The sequence below is a fragment of the Streptomyces sp. NPDC007945 genome, from assembly GCF_042958885.1.
Taxonomy (GTDB): domain Bacteria; phylum Actinomycetota; class Actinomycetes; order Streptomycetales; family Streptomycetaceae; genus Streptomyces.
The window spans coordinates 241,460-255,570 of the sequence record NZ_JBIBJV010000007.1; the positions used below are offsets into that span (position 1 = coordinate 241,460).

The 14,111-nt window shown below is 72.9% G+C and carries 12 protein-coding genes; 2 read left to right on the plus strand and 10 right to left on the minus strand.

Annotated features, from left to right (window positions below; genetic code table 11):
• Positions 1-181: 181 nt before the first annotated feature.
• Both ACFZCF_RS23465 and ACFZCF_RS23470 read right to left on the minus strand, forming a co-directional pair.
• Positions 182-1,990 (minus strand): glycine betaine ABC transporter substrate-binding protein, encoded by a 1,809-nt coding sequence (locus ACFZCF_RS23465; RefSeq protein WP_391288534.1) that lies wholly within the window; start codon positions 1,988-1,990, stop codon positions 182-184.
• Positions 1,983-3,038, minus strand: a complete 1,056-nt coding sequence (locus tag ACFZCF_RS23470) for a glycine betaine/L-proline ABC transporter ATP-binding protein (protein ID WP_388447056.1) — start codon at positions 3,036-3,038, stop codon at positions 1,983-1,985. The genes ACFZCF_RS23465 and ACFZCF_RS23470 overlap by 8 nt, the downstream gene beginning before the upstream one ends.
• Positions 3,039-3,503: 465 nt before the next feature.
• Between ACFZCF_RS23470 and ACFZCF_RS23475 the strand changes: the two genes are divergently transcribed.
• Together ACFZCF_RS23475 and ACFZCF_RS23480 are read left to right on the plus strand one after the other, a co-directional pair.
• Entirely contained in the window at positions 3,504-4,412 is a 909-nt protein-coding gene (locus ACFZCF_RS23475; RefSeq protein WP_391288728.1) for a 5'-3' exonuclease H3TH domain-containing protein, read from the plus strand.
• A gap of 70 nt (positions 4,413-4,482) precedes the next feature.
• Positions 4,483-5,334 (plus strand): SIP domain-containing protein, encoded by an 852-nt coding sequence (locus ACFZCF_RS23480; RefSeq protein WP_391288536.1) that lies wholly within the window; start codon positions 4,483-4,485, stop codon positions 5,332-5,334.
• A 33-nt stretch (positions 5,335-5,367) separates the two neighbouring features.
• Here the strand turns inward: ACFZCF_RS23480 and ACFZCF_RS23485 are convergent, their stop codons facing one another.
• The 8 genes from ACFZCF_RS23485 to ACFZCF_RS23520 form a co-directional block, all read right to left on the minus strand.
• Positions 5,368-6,753: a cytochrome P450 gene (locus ACFZCF_RS23485; RefSeq protein WP_391288538.1), complete on the minus strand. Its 1,386-nt coding sequence runs from the start codon at positions 6,751-6,753 to the stop codon at positions 5,368-5,370.
• A gap of 200 nt (positions 6,754-6,953) precedes the next feature.
• Positions 6,954-9,782, minus strand: a complete 2,829-nt coding sequence (locus tag ACFZCF_RS23490; protein ID WP_391288539.1) for a DEAD/DEAH box helicase — start codon at positions 9,780-9,782, stop codon at positions 6,954-6,956.
• 165 nt (positions 9,783-9,947) lie between these two features.
• Positions 9,948-10,856 (minus strand): twin-arginine translocase subunit TatC, encoded by a 909-nt coding sequence (tatC, locus tag ACFZCF_RS23495; RefSeq protein WP_391288730.1) that lies wholly within the window; start codon positions 10,854-10,856, stop codon positions 9,948-9,950.
• A 128-nt stretch (positions 10,857-10,984) separates the two neighbouring features.
• The gene (gene tatA / locus ACFZCF_RS23500; protein WP_189949628.1) at positions 10,985-11,269 is read right to left on the minus strand and encodes a Sec-independent protein translocase subunit TatA; all 285 of its coding nucleotides are present in this window, start codon (positions 11,267-11,269) and stop codon (positions 10,985-10,987) included.
• Between the two features lie 187 nt (positions 11,270-11,456).
• Positions 11,457-11,654 carry a hypothetical protein gene (locus ACFZCF_RS23505; protein WP_388447064.1) on the minus strand — a complete coding sequence of 66 codons (198 nt, stop codon included), beginning with the start codon at positions 11,652-11,654 and terminating at the stop codon, positions 11,457-11,459.
• A gap of 35 nt (positions 11,655-11,689) precedes the next feature.
• Positions 11,690-11,944 (minus strand): hypothetical protein, encoded by a 255-nt coding sequence (locus tag ACFZCF_RS23510; RefSeq protein WP_388447066.1) that lies wholly within the window; start codon positions 11,942-11,944, stop codon positions 11,690-11,692.
• Between the two features lie 156 nt (positions 11,945-12,100).
• Positions 12,101-13,066, minus strand: a complete 966-nt coding sequence (locus ACFZCF_RS23515; RefSeq protein ID WP_388447068.1) for a helix-turn-helix transcriptional regulator — start codon at positions 13,064-13,066, stop codon at positions 12,101-12,103.
• Positions 13,067-13,082: 16 nt separating this feature from the next.
• Positions 13,083-14,039: a WYL domain-containing protein gene (locus ACFZCF_RS23520; protein WP_391288542.1), complete on the minus strand. Its 957-nt coding sequence runs from the start codon at positions 14,037-14,039 to the stop codon at positions 13,083-13,085.
• Positions 14,040-14,111 lie beyond the last annotated feature (72 nt).

Genomic DNA, 14,111 nt, shown 5'->3' on the forward strand with positions numbered 1-14,111 from the left:
GCACCCCCCTCCGCGCCGGCCGGGGGGCCCCGGGGGGGGGGGGGGGGGGGGCGGGGGCCCCCCCCCGCGGCCCCCCCCCGGGGGGGGGGGGGCCCCGGGGGGGGGGGGGGCCGCGGGGGGGCCCGGCCCCCCACCCCTCCGCCTAGGGGTGAAACCCCCCGCTACGGGTGAAGACCCCCCGTCACTGCGGGGCGAGCCGCTCCGCGAGGCCCGGCTGGGCGTCCAGCCAGGTGCGGACGGCCTGCTGCTCCTTGCCCTTGCCGCTCTTCTGGATCTCCGCCTCGAGCCCGGTGAGCTGCTTCTCGCTGAGCTCGAAGTCCTTCAGCCAGGCGCCCACCTCGGGGTTCTCCGCGCTGAAGCCCTTGCGGGCCAGGGTGTGGACGCCGTCGCCCTTGCCCCAGACGCCCTTCGGGTCGGCGAGCTTCGTCAGGTCGTGCGCGGAGTACGCCCAGTGCGGGGACCACAGGGTGACGACGACCGGTTCCTCGCGGTCGTACGCGCGCTTCAGCTCGGCGAGCATGCCGGGCGTGGAGCCGTCGACGACCTCGTACTCGCCCTCCAGGCCGTACTCCTTCAGGACCTTGTCCTTGAGGATGCCCATCATGCCGGCGCTGGGCTCGATGCCGATGATGCGGCCCTTGAAGCGGTCGCCCTTGCCCTTCAGGTCGGCGAGGGACCTCACGTCCTTCACGTACGAGGGGACGGAAAGCTCCAGGGAGGTCGGGCCGTACCAGGAACCGAGGTCCTCCAGCTTGTTCCCGTACTTCTCCAGGTACGAGGCGTGGGTGACGGGCAGCCACGCGTCGGTCTGGAAGTCGAGCTGCCCGCCGGCGAGGCCGGTGTACAGCGCGCCGGCCTCCAGCTGCTTGGTCTCGACCTCGTACCCGCGGCGCTCCAGGAGCTCCTTCCACAGGTAGGTGGAGGCGATGCCCTCGTCCCACGGGATGTAGCCGATGCTGATCTTCTTGCCGTGGCCGGCGCCCGTGCCGGACGCGGCGGTCGAGGTGGCGCCGGAGCCGCCGAGGAAGCCGGTGCCGCCCGCGACGAGCGCGAGGACGACGATGCCGACGAGCGCGGTGACGGGCTGCGGGCGGTGCGCCCACAGCCGGGCGGTGCGGCGGCGGGCGACGGCGGCGCGGGCCTTCACGAGGGCGCGGCGGCCGAGCGGGGAGACCTGGCGGCCGAGCGCGCCGGTCATCCGGTCGAGGTACATGGCGAGGACGACGATGGAGACGCCGGCCTCGAAGCCGAGGCCGATGTCGACGTTGCCGATGGCCTTGTAGACGGCGCCGCCGAGCCCGCCGCCGCCGACCATGCCGGCGATGACGACCATGGACAGGCCGAGCATGATGACCTGGTTGACGCCGGCCATGATCGTGGGGACGGCGAGCGGCAGCTGGACGCGGAGCAGGGTGTTGCGCGGCGTGGTGCCGAACGCCTCGGCGGCCTCCACGAGTTCGGCGTCGACCTGGCGGATGCCGAGCTCGGTCATGCGGACGCCGGGCGGCAGCGCGAAGACGATGGTGGCGATGATGCCGGGGACCACGCCCACGCCGAAGAAGATGATGCCGGGGATGAGGTAGACCATCGCCGGCATGGTCTGCATGAAGTCGAGGACGGGCCGCAGCACGGCGCTGACCGTCGTGGACCGGGCCGCCCAGATGCCGAGCGGGACGGCGATCACCAGGGTGACGAGGGTGGCGACGAGGACCAGCGAGAGCGTCGCCATCGCCTCGTCCCACAGCTGTACGGAGTCGACGAGCGCGAGCCCGGCGAAGGAGAGCAGACCGGCGGCGAGGCCGCGCAGCCACCAGGCGACGACGGCGAGGATGCCGGCGAAGAGCAGCGGCTGGGGCGCCGACAGGACGGCGTCGATGCCGTCGTAGAGGCCGGTGATGCCGGAGCTGACGGCGTCGAAGAGCCAGGAGAACCGGGCCTGGAGCCAGTCGACGGACGCGTCGACCCAGGAACCGAGGGGAAGCTCAGGCACGAGCGGTCACCTCCTCGGTCGCGAGCCCGCCCATCACGGCGAGCAGCCTTTCCTTCTGTACGACTCCGAGGGCGGCCCCGCCGGAGTCCCGGACGGTCACCGGGTGCGGGCCCTCGGCGGCGAGGGCGCACAGGTCGGCGAGGAGCGTGTCGGGGCCCGCGACGGGGGCGTCCGGGTCGAGTTCGGTCCCGGCCTCCGGGGAGGTCATCACGGCGGAGGCGGTGAGCACCCGGGAGCGGTCGACGTCCTGGATGAAGGAGGCGACGTAGTCGTCGGCGGGCCGGACGAGGATGTCCTCGGCCGAGCCGAGCTGCACGATCCGGCCGCCGCGCATCACGGCGATGCGGTCGCCGAGGCGCATGGCCTCGTTGAGGTCGTGGGTGATGAAGACGATGGTCTTCTTCAGCTGCTTCTGGAGCACCAGGAGCTGGTCCTGCATGTCACGGCGGATCAGCGGGTCGAGGGCGCTGAAGGACTCGTCCATGAGCAGCAGGTCGGCGTCGGTGGCGAGCGCCCGGGCCAGGCCCACGCGCTGCTGCATGCCGCCGGAGAGCTCGTCGGGCCAGGACTTCTCCCAGCCGGCCAGGCCGCACAGCTCCAGCGCCTCCGCGGCGCGCTTCTCGCGTTCGGCGCGCGGGACGCCCTGGACCTCCAGGCCGTAGCCGGCGTTCTCCAGGACGGTGCGGTGCGGGAAGAGCGCGAAGTGCTGGAAGACCATGCTGACGCGGCGGGAACGGACCTCGCGCAGCGCGCGGGGGGAGAGCGCGGTGAGGTCGTCGCCGTCGTAGAGGACGCGGCCCGCGGTGGGTTCGAGCAGGCCGTTCAGCATGCGCAGCAGGGTGGACTTGCCGGAACCCGAGAGGCCCATGACCACGAAGATCTGACCCGGTTCGACCACGAACGACGCGTCGACGACGGCGGCGGTGACGCCGTCCTCGCGCAGTTCGTCGCGGTCGGCGCCGTTCACGAGCGCGCGGACGGCCGCGGTCTCGTCGGCGGGGCGTCTGGCGAACACCTTGAACAGGTGGTCGGCCTGGAGCCTGGACACATTCACCTCACGGATAGCAGGGAAAACGGCCCGCCACCCCCGCGACCGGGCCGTTGGAGCGGGACGGGATCTGCCCGCGTCACCCGTCGTGTACGGGGCCCACTGCTCGGGGCCCCTTACCGGGTCCGCTCCGCGCTCGCGCCTGCCCCGGCCCCCAGAGAGCAAACGCAAAGGTGACGGGGGTCACGGGGGGGGTACGGAGACCGCGGGGTGCGGCAGCCGACGCCCGGCGGGTGCTCCGGCCGGCGCCGGGCCGCGCCCGGAGCGTGCGGCCGCCGCCGGGGTGCGCGCCGGATCCGGGCCAGGTCCGGCCGGATCCGGGCCAGGTCCGGCCGGGTCCGGGCCAGGTCCGGCCGGGTCCGGGCCTGGCCCGGGCCGGGTCCAGGCGGGATCCGGGCCGGTCACGGTCGGGTGCGGGCCGGTGTCGGTCGGGTGCGGCATGATCGGGGTGTGACGCGACGCCTGATGCTCCTGGACACCGCCAGCCTCTACTTCCGCGCGTACTTCGGCGTGCCGGACTCGGTCCGGGCCCCGGACGGGACACCGGTCAACGCCGTGCGGGGGCTGCTCGACTTCATCGGCCGGCTGGTGCACGACCACCGGCCGGACGACCTGGTCGCCTGCTGGGACGAGGACTGGCGTCCGCAGTGGCGGGTGGACCTGATCCCGTCCTACAAGGCGCACCGGGTGGCCGTGGAGACGGAGACCGGGCCGGACGAGGAGGAGATCCCGGACACGCTCGCCCCGCAGGTGCCGGTGATCGAGGAGGTTCTCGCGGCGCTCGGCATCGCCCGGATCGGCGCGGCGGGCTACGAGGCGGACGACGTGATCGGCACGCTCTCGGAGCGGGCGAAGGGCCCGGTGGACATCGTGACCGGCGACCGGGACCTCTTCCAGCTCGTCGACGACGAGCGGGCGGTCCGGGTGCTGTACCCGCGCAAGGGCGTCGGCGACTGCGATCTGGTGGACGACGAGCTGATCCGCGCGAAGTACGGGGTGCGGCCCGACCAGTACGCCGACTTCGCGGCGCTCCGCGGCGATGCCAGCGACGGCCTGCCCGGGGTGAAGGGCATCGGCGAGAAGACGGCGGCACAGCTGATCACCGAGTACGGCGACCTGGCCGGCGTCCGGGCGGCGGCCGAGGACCGCACCTCGAAGCTCACCCCGGCCAAGCGGCGCGGGATCGTCGAGGCCGCGGCCTATCTGGACGTGGCGCCGACGGTGGTCCGGGTCGCGCGGGACGTGGCGCTGCCCGACTTCGACCCGGCGCTGCCCGCGGCCCCGCGCGATCCGGCGTCCCTGGAGGCGCTGGCGGCCCGCTGGAACCTCGGCGGCGCCGTGAGCCGACTGCTGCCGGTCCTCTCCGACCGCTGACGCGCCGAGCGCACGAGGGTGTTAACTTAGGCATACCTAACTCTCACTCAGGCAGTCAGGAGTGCCCACCGTGGCAGAGCAGCCGGCCCGCAAGGCCCCCCGGGCCACCGAAGCGCGTGTGGTGCGCACCGAGCGGATCACCCCGCACATGGTGCGGATCGTGCTCGGCGGCCCGGGCCTCGACGGTTTCGACGCCGGATCCTTCACCGACCACTACGTGAAGCTGCTCTTCGCGCCCGCGGAGGTCACCTATCCGGAGCCCTTCGACATGGAGCGGATCCGGGCCGAGTACCCGCGCGAGCAGTGGCCCACCACCCGCACGTACACGGTGCGCGCCTGGGACCCGGTGCACCGCGAGCTGACCGTGGACTTCGTGGTCCACGGCGACGAGGGCCTGGCGGGCCCCTGGGCGGCCCGCGCCCAGGCCGGCGAGACGGTCCGCTTCCTCGGCCCCGGCGGCGGCTACGCCCCGGACCCGGCCGCGGACTGGCACCTCCTGGCCGGCGACGAGAGCGCTCTCCCGGCCATCGCGGTCGCCCTCGAACGCCTCCCCGCCGGCGCGCGGGTGCACGCCTTCATCGAGGTCGAGGGCGCCTCCGACGAGCAGAAGTTCGCGACCGAGCCGGGCATCGAGGTGACCTGGCTCCACCGCGCCGGCCGCCCGACCGGCGAGGCCCTCATCGAGGCCGTACGAGCCCTGCCCTTCCCCGAGGGCGACGTCCACGCCTTCGTCCACGGCGAAGCCGGCTTCGTCAAGGAACTCCGCCGCCACCTCCGCATGGACCGCCAGGTCCCCCGCGAACGCCTCTCCATCTCCGGCTACTGGCGCCACGGCAAGACCGACGAAGCCTGGCGCGCCATCAAGCGCGAATGGAACGCCCAGGTGGAACGCGAACAGGAACCCACCACCCAGACCCCCTGACGCCCACCCCGGAGGCAGGAGGAGGCGGGCCCCTTACCCCTCCCCGCTCCCCCGTCTCCGGACGTGGGCCAGGACCTCGCGGTGGGGTTGGAGGGTGAGGCTGGGGACCGGGCGTATCTCTTCGGGGTCCACGCGCAGGTCGTAGCGGCGGGCGAGGACGGCGAGGACGAGGACCGCCTCCACGAGGGCGAAGCGGGTGCCGAGGCAGACGCGGGGGCCGCCGCCGAAGGGGTACCAGGCGTATTCGGGGATCTTCTCGGCCGGTGCGGCCGCGTCGTCGGTGAGCCAGCGCTCGGGGCGGAAGGTGTCGGCGTCGCCGTACCAGCGGGGGTCGCGGTGGGTGGCCCACTGGCTGGACCAGACGCGGGTGCCGGGCGGGATGGGGGTGCCGCCGAGGGTGGCGCCCTCCTTGGCGATGCCGGTGAGCAGCCAGATGGTGGGGTAGAGGCGGAGGGTCTCCTTGATGACGGCCTGGGTGTAGGTGAGGGAGGCGTAGTCGTCGTAGCCGGGCTCGTGGTCGGTGAGGACCCGGTCGAGTTCCTCGGTCAGGGTCCGGCGGACCCTCTCGTCGCGGGAGAGGAGGTACCAGGCCCAGACGAGGGTGGAGCTGGTGGTCTCGTGGCCGCCGATGTAGAGGGTGACCGTCTCGTCGCGGACCTCTCGGTCGGAGAGCTGGGCCCCGGTCTCGTCCCGGGCCGTCAGGAGCCGGCTGAGGAGGTCGGGGCGGTCCTCGTCGCCGTCCCGGTGGCGGGCGACGAGGCGGGCGACCTCGGCGTCGATGACGGCGGTGGCGCGCTTGACGCGGGTCCGGCCGGGGGTGGGGATCCAGTCGGGCAGGAGGGCGCCGATCCCGCTGAGTTCCGCGCCGATCTCCTGCTGGGCGATGTCCATGGCCCGCCCGATGGCTTCCGCGTCGGCGGCGGTGTCGGCCCCGAAGATGGTGCGGACGGCGATCAGTCGGGTGAGGTCCGCCATCTCCTTCTTGATGTCGATCCGCTGCCCTTCCGACCAGCGGTCGGCGAGGGCGACGGCGCACTCCGTCATGGTCGCCGCGTAGGAGCGGACCTGCTTGGGGCGGACGGACGGCTGCACGAGCGAGCGTTTGCGGCGCCAGTCCCGGCCTTTGGCGACCACGACGCCGTTCCCGAGCAGGGTGCGGAGGGCGATGCCCAGGTCAGGCTGGTCGAAGGTGGTCTCGACGCCGGTGAGGAGTTCGCCGATGTGGTCCGGGTGGGCGATGAAGAGCGCGGGGCTCGGGCCGAACCGCCAGCGGACGAAGTCGCCCCGGTCCCGCAGCTGTTCGAAGAAGGCGAGCGGGTCCTTGCCGAAGGCCGGCAGATTGCCGAGCACCGGCACTCCGCGCGGTCCCTCGGCGATGGTGATGGCGCTTCCCGCCTCCGCGCCGGTGTGCGTGGTCATGTACGGCCCCTCCCCCACTCGCTGTGCCCCTGTGTGCGTCCATGCAAGCGGATGGCTCGGCCGTCGCGCCACCCTGTGGACGACGGCCTGTGGACAACCGCGCCGAAGCGGCGGAGGGGAGCCGCGGTGCCCTCCAGAAGCGGCGAAGGGGCCCGCGGTGTCCTCCACCACGGGCCCCTCCAGCGGGATGTGAGGCGACGTCAGCCCACGGAGCTGTACGCCACCACTCCGCGCAGCAGCGCGTCCACGGCCTTGCGCGCGTTCTTCGCGACCGTGCTGTTCTCCTTGGGGGCGGCCGCGGCGATCTGGCCGAGGACGTCGATGACCTGCTTGCACCAGCGGACGAAGTCGCCGGCCGGCATCTCCGCCTCGCGCAGCACCTCGTCGAGGCTCTTGTCGGAGGCCCACTGGTAGGCGGCCCAGGCGAAGCCGAGGTCGGGCTCGCGCTGGCCGACGCCCTCCGCCTGGTTGATCTTGAACTCCTCCTCCAGGGCGTCGAGCCGGCCCCAGATGTGGACCATCTCGGCGAGCGCCGCCTTGGCCTGGCCGCCGGGCACCTTCGGCGCCACGGCGTCGTCGGCCTGTCGCGCCTCGAAGACGAGGGCGGAGACGCAGGCGGCGAGTTCGGCGGGGGCGAGCCCCTCCCAGACGCCCTCGCGGAGGCATTCGCTGGCGAGGAGGTCCAGTTCGCCGTAGAGGCGGGCGAGCCGCTTGCCGTTGTCGGTGACCTCGTCGCCGCGCAGGTAGTCGAGTTCGGTGAGGAGCGCGACGATCCGGTCGAAGGTGCGGGCGATGGTGTTGGTCCGCCCCTCGATGCGCCGCTCCAGCTGCTTGGTGTCGCGCTGGAGGCGGTGGTAGCGCTCGGCCCAGCGGGCGTGGTCCTCGCGCTCGTCGCAGCCGTGGCAGGGGTGTGCGCGGATCGCCGAGCGCAGCCGCGCGATCTCGCGGTCGTCGGCGGCGCCGGAGCGCTGCTTGCGGTGCCGCTCGGGGTTGATGTGTCCGGCCTTGGAGCGGAGCGCGGAGGCGAGGTCGCGGCGGGACTGCGGGGAGCGCGGGTTGAAGGTCCTGGGGATCCTCATGCGCTCCAGGGCCTCCACCGGGACCGGGAAGTCGATGGAGGCGAGGCGCTTGACCTGCCGCTCGGCGGTGAGGACGAGGGGCCGGGGCCCGTCGTGGTGCTCGAAGCCGCGGTGGCCGTTGGTGCGGCCGGCGGGGATGCCGGGGTCGAGGACGAGCGCGAGGCCGGCGAACTTGCCGGTCGGCACGTGGATGACGTCGCCGGGCTTCAGCTTCTCCAGGGAGGCGGCGGCCTGGGCGCGCCGCTGGGCGGCGCCCTGCTTGGCCAGTTCCGTCTCGCGGTCCTTGAGGTCGCGGCGGAGCCGCGCGTACTCCTCGAAGTCGCCGAGGTGGCAGGTCATGCCCTCGCGGTAGCCGTCGAGGCCCTCCTCGTTCCGCTGGACCTGCCGGGAGATGCCGACGACGGAGCGGTCGGCCTGGAACTGGGCGAAGGAGGTCTCCAGGAGCTCCCTGGAGCGGTGCCGGCCGAACTGCTCGACCAGGTTGACCGCCATGTTGTACGAGGGGCGGAAGCTGGAGCGCAGCGGGTAGGTGCGGGTGCCCGCGAGCCCGGCGAGGTGCTCGGGGTCGAGGCCGCGCTGCCAGAGGACGACGGCGTGGCCCTCGACGTCGATGCCGCGGCGGCCGGCCCGGCCGGTGAGCTGGGTGTACTCGCCGGGGGTGATGTCCGCGTGCTGCTCGCCGTTCCACTTGACCAGCTTCTCGAGGACGACCGACCGGGCGGGCATGTTGATGCCGAGGGCGAGCGTCTCGGTGGCGAAGACGGCCTTGACGAGGCCGCGGACGAAGAGCTCCTCGACGACCTCCTTGAAGGTGGGGAGCATGCCGGCGTGGTGGGCGGCGATGCCGCGCTCCAGCGCCTCCAGCCACTCGAAGTAGCCGAGGACGTGGAGGTCCTCGTCGGGGATGGCGGCGGTGCGGGCCTCGACGATCTCGCGGACGCGGCGGCGGCCCTCGTCGTCGTTGAGCCTGAGGCCGGCGTAGAGGCACTGCTGGACGGCGGCCTCGCAGCCGGCGCGGCTGAAGATGAAGGTGATGGCCGGAAGCAGGCCCTCGTTGTCGAGCCGTTCGATGACCTCGGGGCGGCCGGGGGTCCAGATGCGGGAGCGCTGGCGGCGCTCGCGCTCGCGGTCGGCCTCGCGGACCATCTTGCCGCGGCGGCGGTCTCGGGGGTTGTACGTGCGGGTGTTCTCGGTGCGGGCGAGGCGGAGGAGGTCGGGGTTGACCTCGCGGCGGCCCGCGCCGCGGCCGCCGTGGTCGGTCTCCTCCTCGAAGAGGTCGTACATCCGGCGGCCGGCGAGGACGTGCTGCCAGAGCGGGACGGGCCGGCTCTCGGAGACGATGACCTCGGTGTCGCCGCGGACGGTGTCGAGCCAGTCGCCGAACTCCTCGGCGTTGGAGACGGTGGCGGAGAGGGAGACGAGGGTGACCGACTCGGGGAGGTGGATGATCACTTCCTCCCAGACGGCGCCGCGGAAGCGGTCGGAGAGGTAGTGGACCTCGTCCATGACCACGTAGCCGAGGCCGGAGAGCGCCTGGGACCCCGCGTAGAGCATGTTGCGGAGGACCTCGGTGGTCATGACGACGATCGGCGCGTCGCCGTTCACGCTGTTGTCGCCGGTGAGCAGGCCGACCTTGTCGGGGCCGTACCGCTTGACGAGGTCGGCGAACTTCTGGTTCGACAGCGCCTTGATGGGCGTCGTGTAGAAGCACTTGCGGCCCTGGGTGAGGGCGAGGTGGACGGCGAACTCGCCGACGATGGTCTTGCCGGAGCCCGTGGGGGCGGCGACGAGCACGCCCTTGCCCGCTTCGAGAGCCTGGCACGCCTCGATCTGGAACGCGTCCAGTCCGAATTCGTACATCTCTCGGAAGGGGGCCAGCGCGGTGGCCTGCTCCGCGTTGCGCGCCCGTGCGGCCGCGTACGCCTCGGCTGGGGTGAGGTCCTCTGTCATCTTGTCTTCGAGCCTACCCGCCCCCTCCGACAGTGACGCGATCTTTATCGACAGGGTTCGAGGCGGCCCTCCGTGACCGGGCGGGCACGGTGCGCGCGGCTCCGGGAACGACGAGGTCCCCCCTGCTCTCTCGTCCGGGGGGACCTGTTCACGACCTGGCCGGGGTCAGGTGATGTCGTCGTAGCCGGCCCGGTGGGCGCGGGTGCCGTCGCCGTCGCCGGTGGCCTGCTCGGGCAGGGCGCGGGCGGCGGGGACGGGGTCCAGGGCGCCGACGGGCTCGGGGGTGAGGTCCAGTACGGACGCCTCGTCGTCGGAGAGCTGGGCGTCGGGGTTGTTGCGGGCCCGCCGCTTGTCGTTGAGCAGCGAGAAGCCGACGGCGATGAAGTACAGGACGATGATCGGCCCGGCGAGGGCGATCATGCCGAGCGGGTCGGTCGACGGGGTGGCGACGGCGCCGAAGACGAAGGTGCCCATCACCATGGCGCGCCACCAGCCGGCCATGCGCTTGCCGGTGACCACGCCGGTGAGGTTGAGCATGATCAGCAGCAGCGGCAGCTCGAAGGCGAGGCCGAAGACCAGCACCATCCTGGTGGTGAAGTCCAGCAGGTCGTCGAGGGAGAGGAAGTTCGAGGCGACGTCGGGCGTGATGCTGATCAGGACGCGCACGCTGACGGGCATGATCAGGAACGCCGTGTAGGCGCCGGCCGCGAAGAGCGGGACGGCGATGGCGGCGAACCAGTACGTGTACTTCTTCTCGCTCTTGTGGAGGCCGGGCGCGACGAAGGCCCACAGCTGGTACAGCCAGATCGGGCTGGAGGCGACGAGGCCCGCCAGCATGATCACCTTCACCGTGGAGGTGAAGGGGGAGAGCATGGTCTGGTAGGCGAGGACGACGCACCGACCGCCGGTGTTCGCGGCCAGGGAGGTGCCCGGGTCGCACTTCGGTACGGGGGACGACAGAAGGGCCATCAGCTGCTGGCTGAAGAACGCGGCCACCACGGAGGCGAGCACGATCGCCAGCATCGCCTTCGCGAGGCGGTTGCGCAGCTCACGGAGGTGGTCCGCGAGTGGCATCCGCCCCTCGGGGTCCTTCTCCTTCTTGATGCGGGCAGACTTGGGCAACCCACGTCCTCATCTCGTGCGGGCAGGCCGCTGGGCGGCGAACTTGCGGGCGAACGGTTCAGCGGCCGGCGCGGGCCGGGTCAGCGCTGGGTGGTGTCCGACGCCTCGGTCACGGGACGGGCGCCGGTGACGTCGCCGGGGGCGGCCTTGATGGTGCGCGGGGCCGCGGGGGCGGCCTGGTCGGCCGGGGCCTCGGCGGGAGCGGCCTCCTGGCCCTCCGACTTCATCGCCTTGGCCTCGCTCTTGAGGATGCGGGCCGACTTGCCGAGGGAGCGGGCCATCTCCGGAAGCTTCTTGGCACCGAAGAGGAGCACGACGACCAGCAGGATGAGGCTGATCTCCAGGGGACCGATCTGACGGAACATGACTGTGGTCTCTCTTCTCACCGAGGCGGCATGGGTGCGTGCCCGGCCGGTCGGACATGCGTCCGGCCTCCGCGCTGTCTGCGATCGTAACCCGCAGGAGTAAACGTCGGGCAATGCCCGTGCGTACTCGCGATTGCGTCCGAGCGGCCCTGATCAGGCCGTATCGGCCGGGTGCGGGCCTCTCGACTCACGGCAGGGAACGGCTTGTTCGCGCCAGTCCGTCGGCGGCGGTCTCCAGCTCGTCCGCGGCGCGCTGGATGCGTCGTGTGGTGTCTTCCACTTGGCGGCCGAGCCGCCGCACCTCCAGGAAGACCCGGACGGCGAGGACGCCGAGGACGGCGAGGCCGAGGAAGCCGAGGGCGATCGCGAGCATGGGCCAGAACATGGGCGGAGCCTAGCGTTTGCGGGGTCGGGCGCCGGTCAGGCGGTGGTGTGGAGGCGGAGGGTGCGGACGCCGCCGCCGGTGAGGAGTTCGACGATGCGCTCGCCGGCGGGCTTGCGGACGGAGCTTCCGCATGCGGGGCAGGTGAAGGAGTAGAAGGTGGTGCGGCGGCTGGCTCCGATGGCGAGGCGCAGGGCGCCGGCGGCCAGTTCGAAGCGGCAGCGGCAGTCGGGGCAGGCGGCCTTGAAGAGGACCGGGGTGATCGACGCCGACAGGCCGGACATCACGGACATTTCCCTCAACTCTCTACCTGGAAGACTCGCTGGGATTCGCTGCCACTCGGGAAAGTCCCCCCCCTCCGGAGGGCTCCCCCGCCCGCCCCTCTGACGGGGCCGGTGACGCGCCCTCGTAGGAGAGACCCGTCACCCGCCCGCCTCACGAGAGACAGGTCACACGCCCTCGTACGCGGCGAGGGCCGCCGCCGCCGCCTCGCGGGCACTGTCCGCGAGCCCGGCCGGCGTGACGATCCGCCCGTCGCTGCCGAGCCGCAGCGCGAGCCGCTTCAGCGAGGCCGGGTCGGGGGTCCGCAGGGTGATCCGCAGGCCGCCGTCGGGCAGCTCGTCGGCCCGGTCGTGCGGGTAGTACTCGGCGACCCAGCGGCCGCCCGGCCCGACCTCGACCACGACCTCCGGGTCGTCGGCGGAGGGCTGGACCAGCCCCTCGGACAGGTCCCGCAGCTCCAGCTCCGGGGGCGCGGCGGCCTCGTCCATGATCCGGATCTCGGCGACCCGGTCGAGCCGGAAGGTGCGGCGGTCCTCCGAGAGGCGACACCACGCCTCCATGTAGGTGTGGCCGACCGCGAAGAGGCGGATGGGGTCGACCTCCCGCTCGGTGAGCCGGTCGCGGGCCGGCGAGTAGTAGCGGAGCCAGAGCCGCTTGCGCTCGGAGATGGCGCGGTCGACCTCGGCGAAGACACCGCCCTCGGACTCGAAGGTGACCGAGAGCCGGGCGCTGGCTCCGGCGGCCTCGCCGGCGGCGGCCTCCAGCTTGGCGGTGGCGCGCACCAGCGCGTCCCGGTCGCCCTCGCGCAGCCCCGGCAGGGTGGCGACGGCCCGGGCGGCGACCAGCAGCGCGGTCGCCTCGTCGGCGGCCAGGCGCAGCGGCTCGGAGGCCTCGGCGCTCAGAGCGCCCGGGTTGCGCCACCAGATCCGGTCGCCGTCGGTGTCGATGTCGAGGAGGTCGCCGCCCCGGAAGCTGGTGCCGCACATGGGCAGCACGTCGAGGTCGGAGATGAGCTCGTCCTCCGTGATGCCGAAGGCGCGGGCCACGTCGGCGACGTGGGCGCCGGGGCGCTCGCGGAGGTAGGTGACGAGGGAGAGCATCCGCCTCGTCTGGTCGATCGCGTTGGCAGCCATGCGGTTCGTCTTCCCCTCAGCCCTTGGCGACGGCGCGCAGCCGCTCCACCACGTCGGCCCTCAGGTCGGCCGGTTCCAGTACGACGACGTCGGGGCCGAACTCGACGAGCCAGGCGTCGAGGCCGTGCCCGTACGGGATCTCCAGCTCGTCCCAGCCGTCGGTGCCCTCGCGCGTCTCGGTGGCGCGGGCCCGCAGCGGGTAGCCGCAGCCGCTGCGCAGCCGGATCCGGGCGGAGCGGGTGGCGGTCTCCCCCGCCCAGCTCTCGACGGTCTCGCGGACGGTGACGGCGTCGGGCACCGGCGCGGTGAAGGCGCCGGCCCGGGAGCGGACCTTGCCGGTGATGCGGGAGAGGCGGAAGACGCGCTCGGCGCCGCGGTCGCGGTCCCAGCCGGCGAGGTACCAGTGGCCGCGCCAGCACTCCAGCGTCCACGGCTCGACCTGGCGGGGCTCGGGGCGGGCGGCGTTCGCCTTGCGGTACTCGAAGGAGACCGGGCGCCGGTCGCGGCAGGCGAGCATCAGCGGCTCGAAGGCGGCCTCGTGGACCGGGATGCGGGGTTCGAGGGCGCTCGGCTGGAGGTCGTAGGTGTCCTCGGCCTCGGGCATGCCGGCGGCGCGCAGCTTCTGCAGGGCACCGCTGGCGGCTCCGGCCAGCCGGGCCTGCTGCCAGACGCGGGCGGCAAGGCCGAGCGCGGCGGCCTCCTCGACGTCCAGGGTGATGGGAGGCAGGCGGTTGGAGTCGCGGCGGGCGAGGTAGCCGGTCTCGCCGTCGAGGTTCTCGACGGTCTCGATCACCAGTCCGAGCTCGCGCAGGTCGTCCTTGTCGCGCTCGAACATGCGATTGAAGGCCTCGTCGCCGCTGGCCTCCAGATAGGCCTCGATGGAGCCGCGCAGCTCCCGCTTGCTGAGGGCGCGTCGCGTCCCGAGCAGGCACAGCGCGAGATTCATGAGCCGCTCGGCCTTGGCAATCGCCATGGACGCCTTGCACCCTCTTCCCCGGTTCCGTTCTCGGACGTCCGACCGTACCGCCCCGGGGTGTCCGGACAA

Excerpts from the sequence above, each read along its gene's own strand:
- ACFZCF_RS23475 (WP_391288728.1), top strand. The coding sequence starts at position 3,504 with ATGCTCCTGGACACCGCCAGCCTCTACTTCCGCGCGTACTTCGGCGTG.
- ACFZCF_RS23485 (WP_391288538.1), bottom strand. The coding sequence starts at position 6,753 with ATGACCACGCACACCGGCGCGGAGGCGGGAAGCGCCATCACCATCGCC.
- ACFZCF_RS23490 (WP_391288539.1), bottom strand. The coding sequence starts at position 9,782 with ATGACAGAGGACCTCACCCCAGCCGAGGCGTACGCGGCCGCACGGGCG.
- tatC (WP_391288730.1), bottom strand. The coding sequence starts at position 10,856 with ATGCCACTCGCGGACCACCTCCGTGAGCTGCGCAACCGCCTCGCGAAG.
- tatA (WP_189949628.1), bottom strand. The coding sequence starts at position 11,269 with ATGTTCCGTCAGATCGGTCCCCTGGAGATCAGCCTCATCCTGCTGGTC.
- ACFZCF_RS23505 (WP_388447064.1), bottom strand. The coding sequence starts at position 11,654 with ATGTTCTGGCCCATGCTCGCGATCGCCCTCGGCTTCCTCGGCCTCGCC.
- ACFZCF_RS23510 (WP_388447066.1), bottom strand. The coding sequence starts at position 11,944 with ATGTCCGTGATGTCCGGCCTGTCGGCGTCGATCACCCCGGTCCTCTTC.
- ACFZCF_RS23515 (WP_388447068.1), bottom strand. The coding sequence starts at position 13,066 with ATGGCTGCCAACGCGATCGACCAGACGAGGCGGATGCTCTCCCTCGTC.
- ACFZCF_RS23520 (WP_391288542.1), bottom strand. The coding sequence starts at position 14,039 with ATGGCGATTGCCAAGGCCGAGCGGCTCATGAATCTCGCGCTGTGCCTG.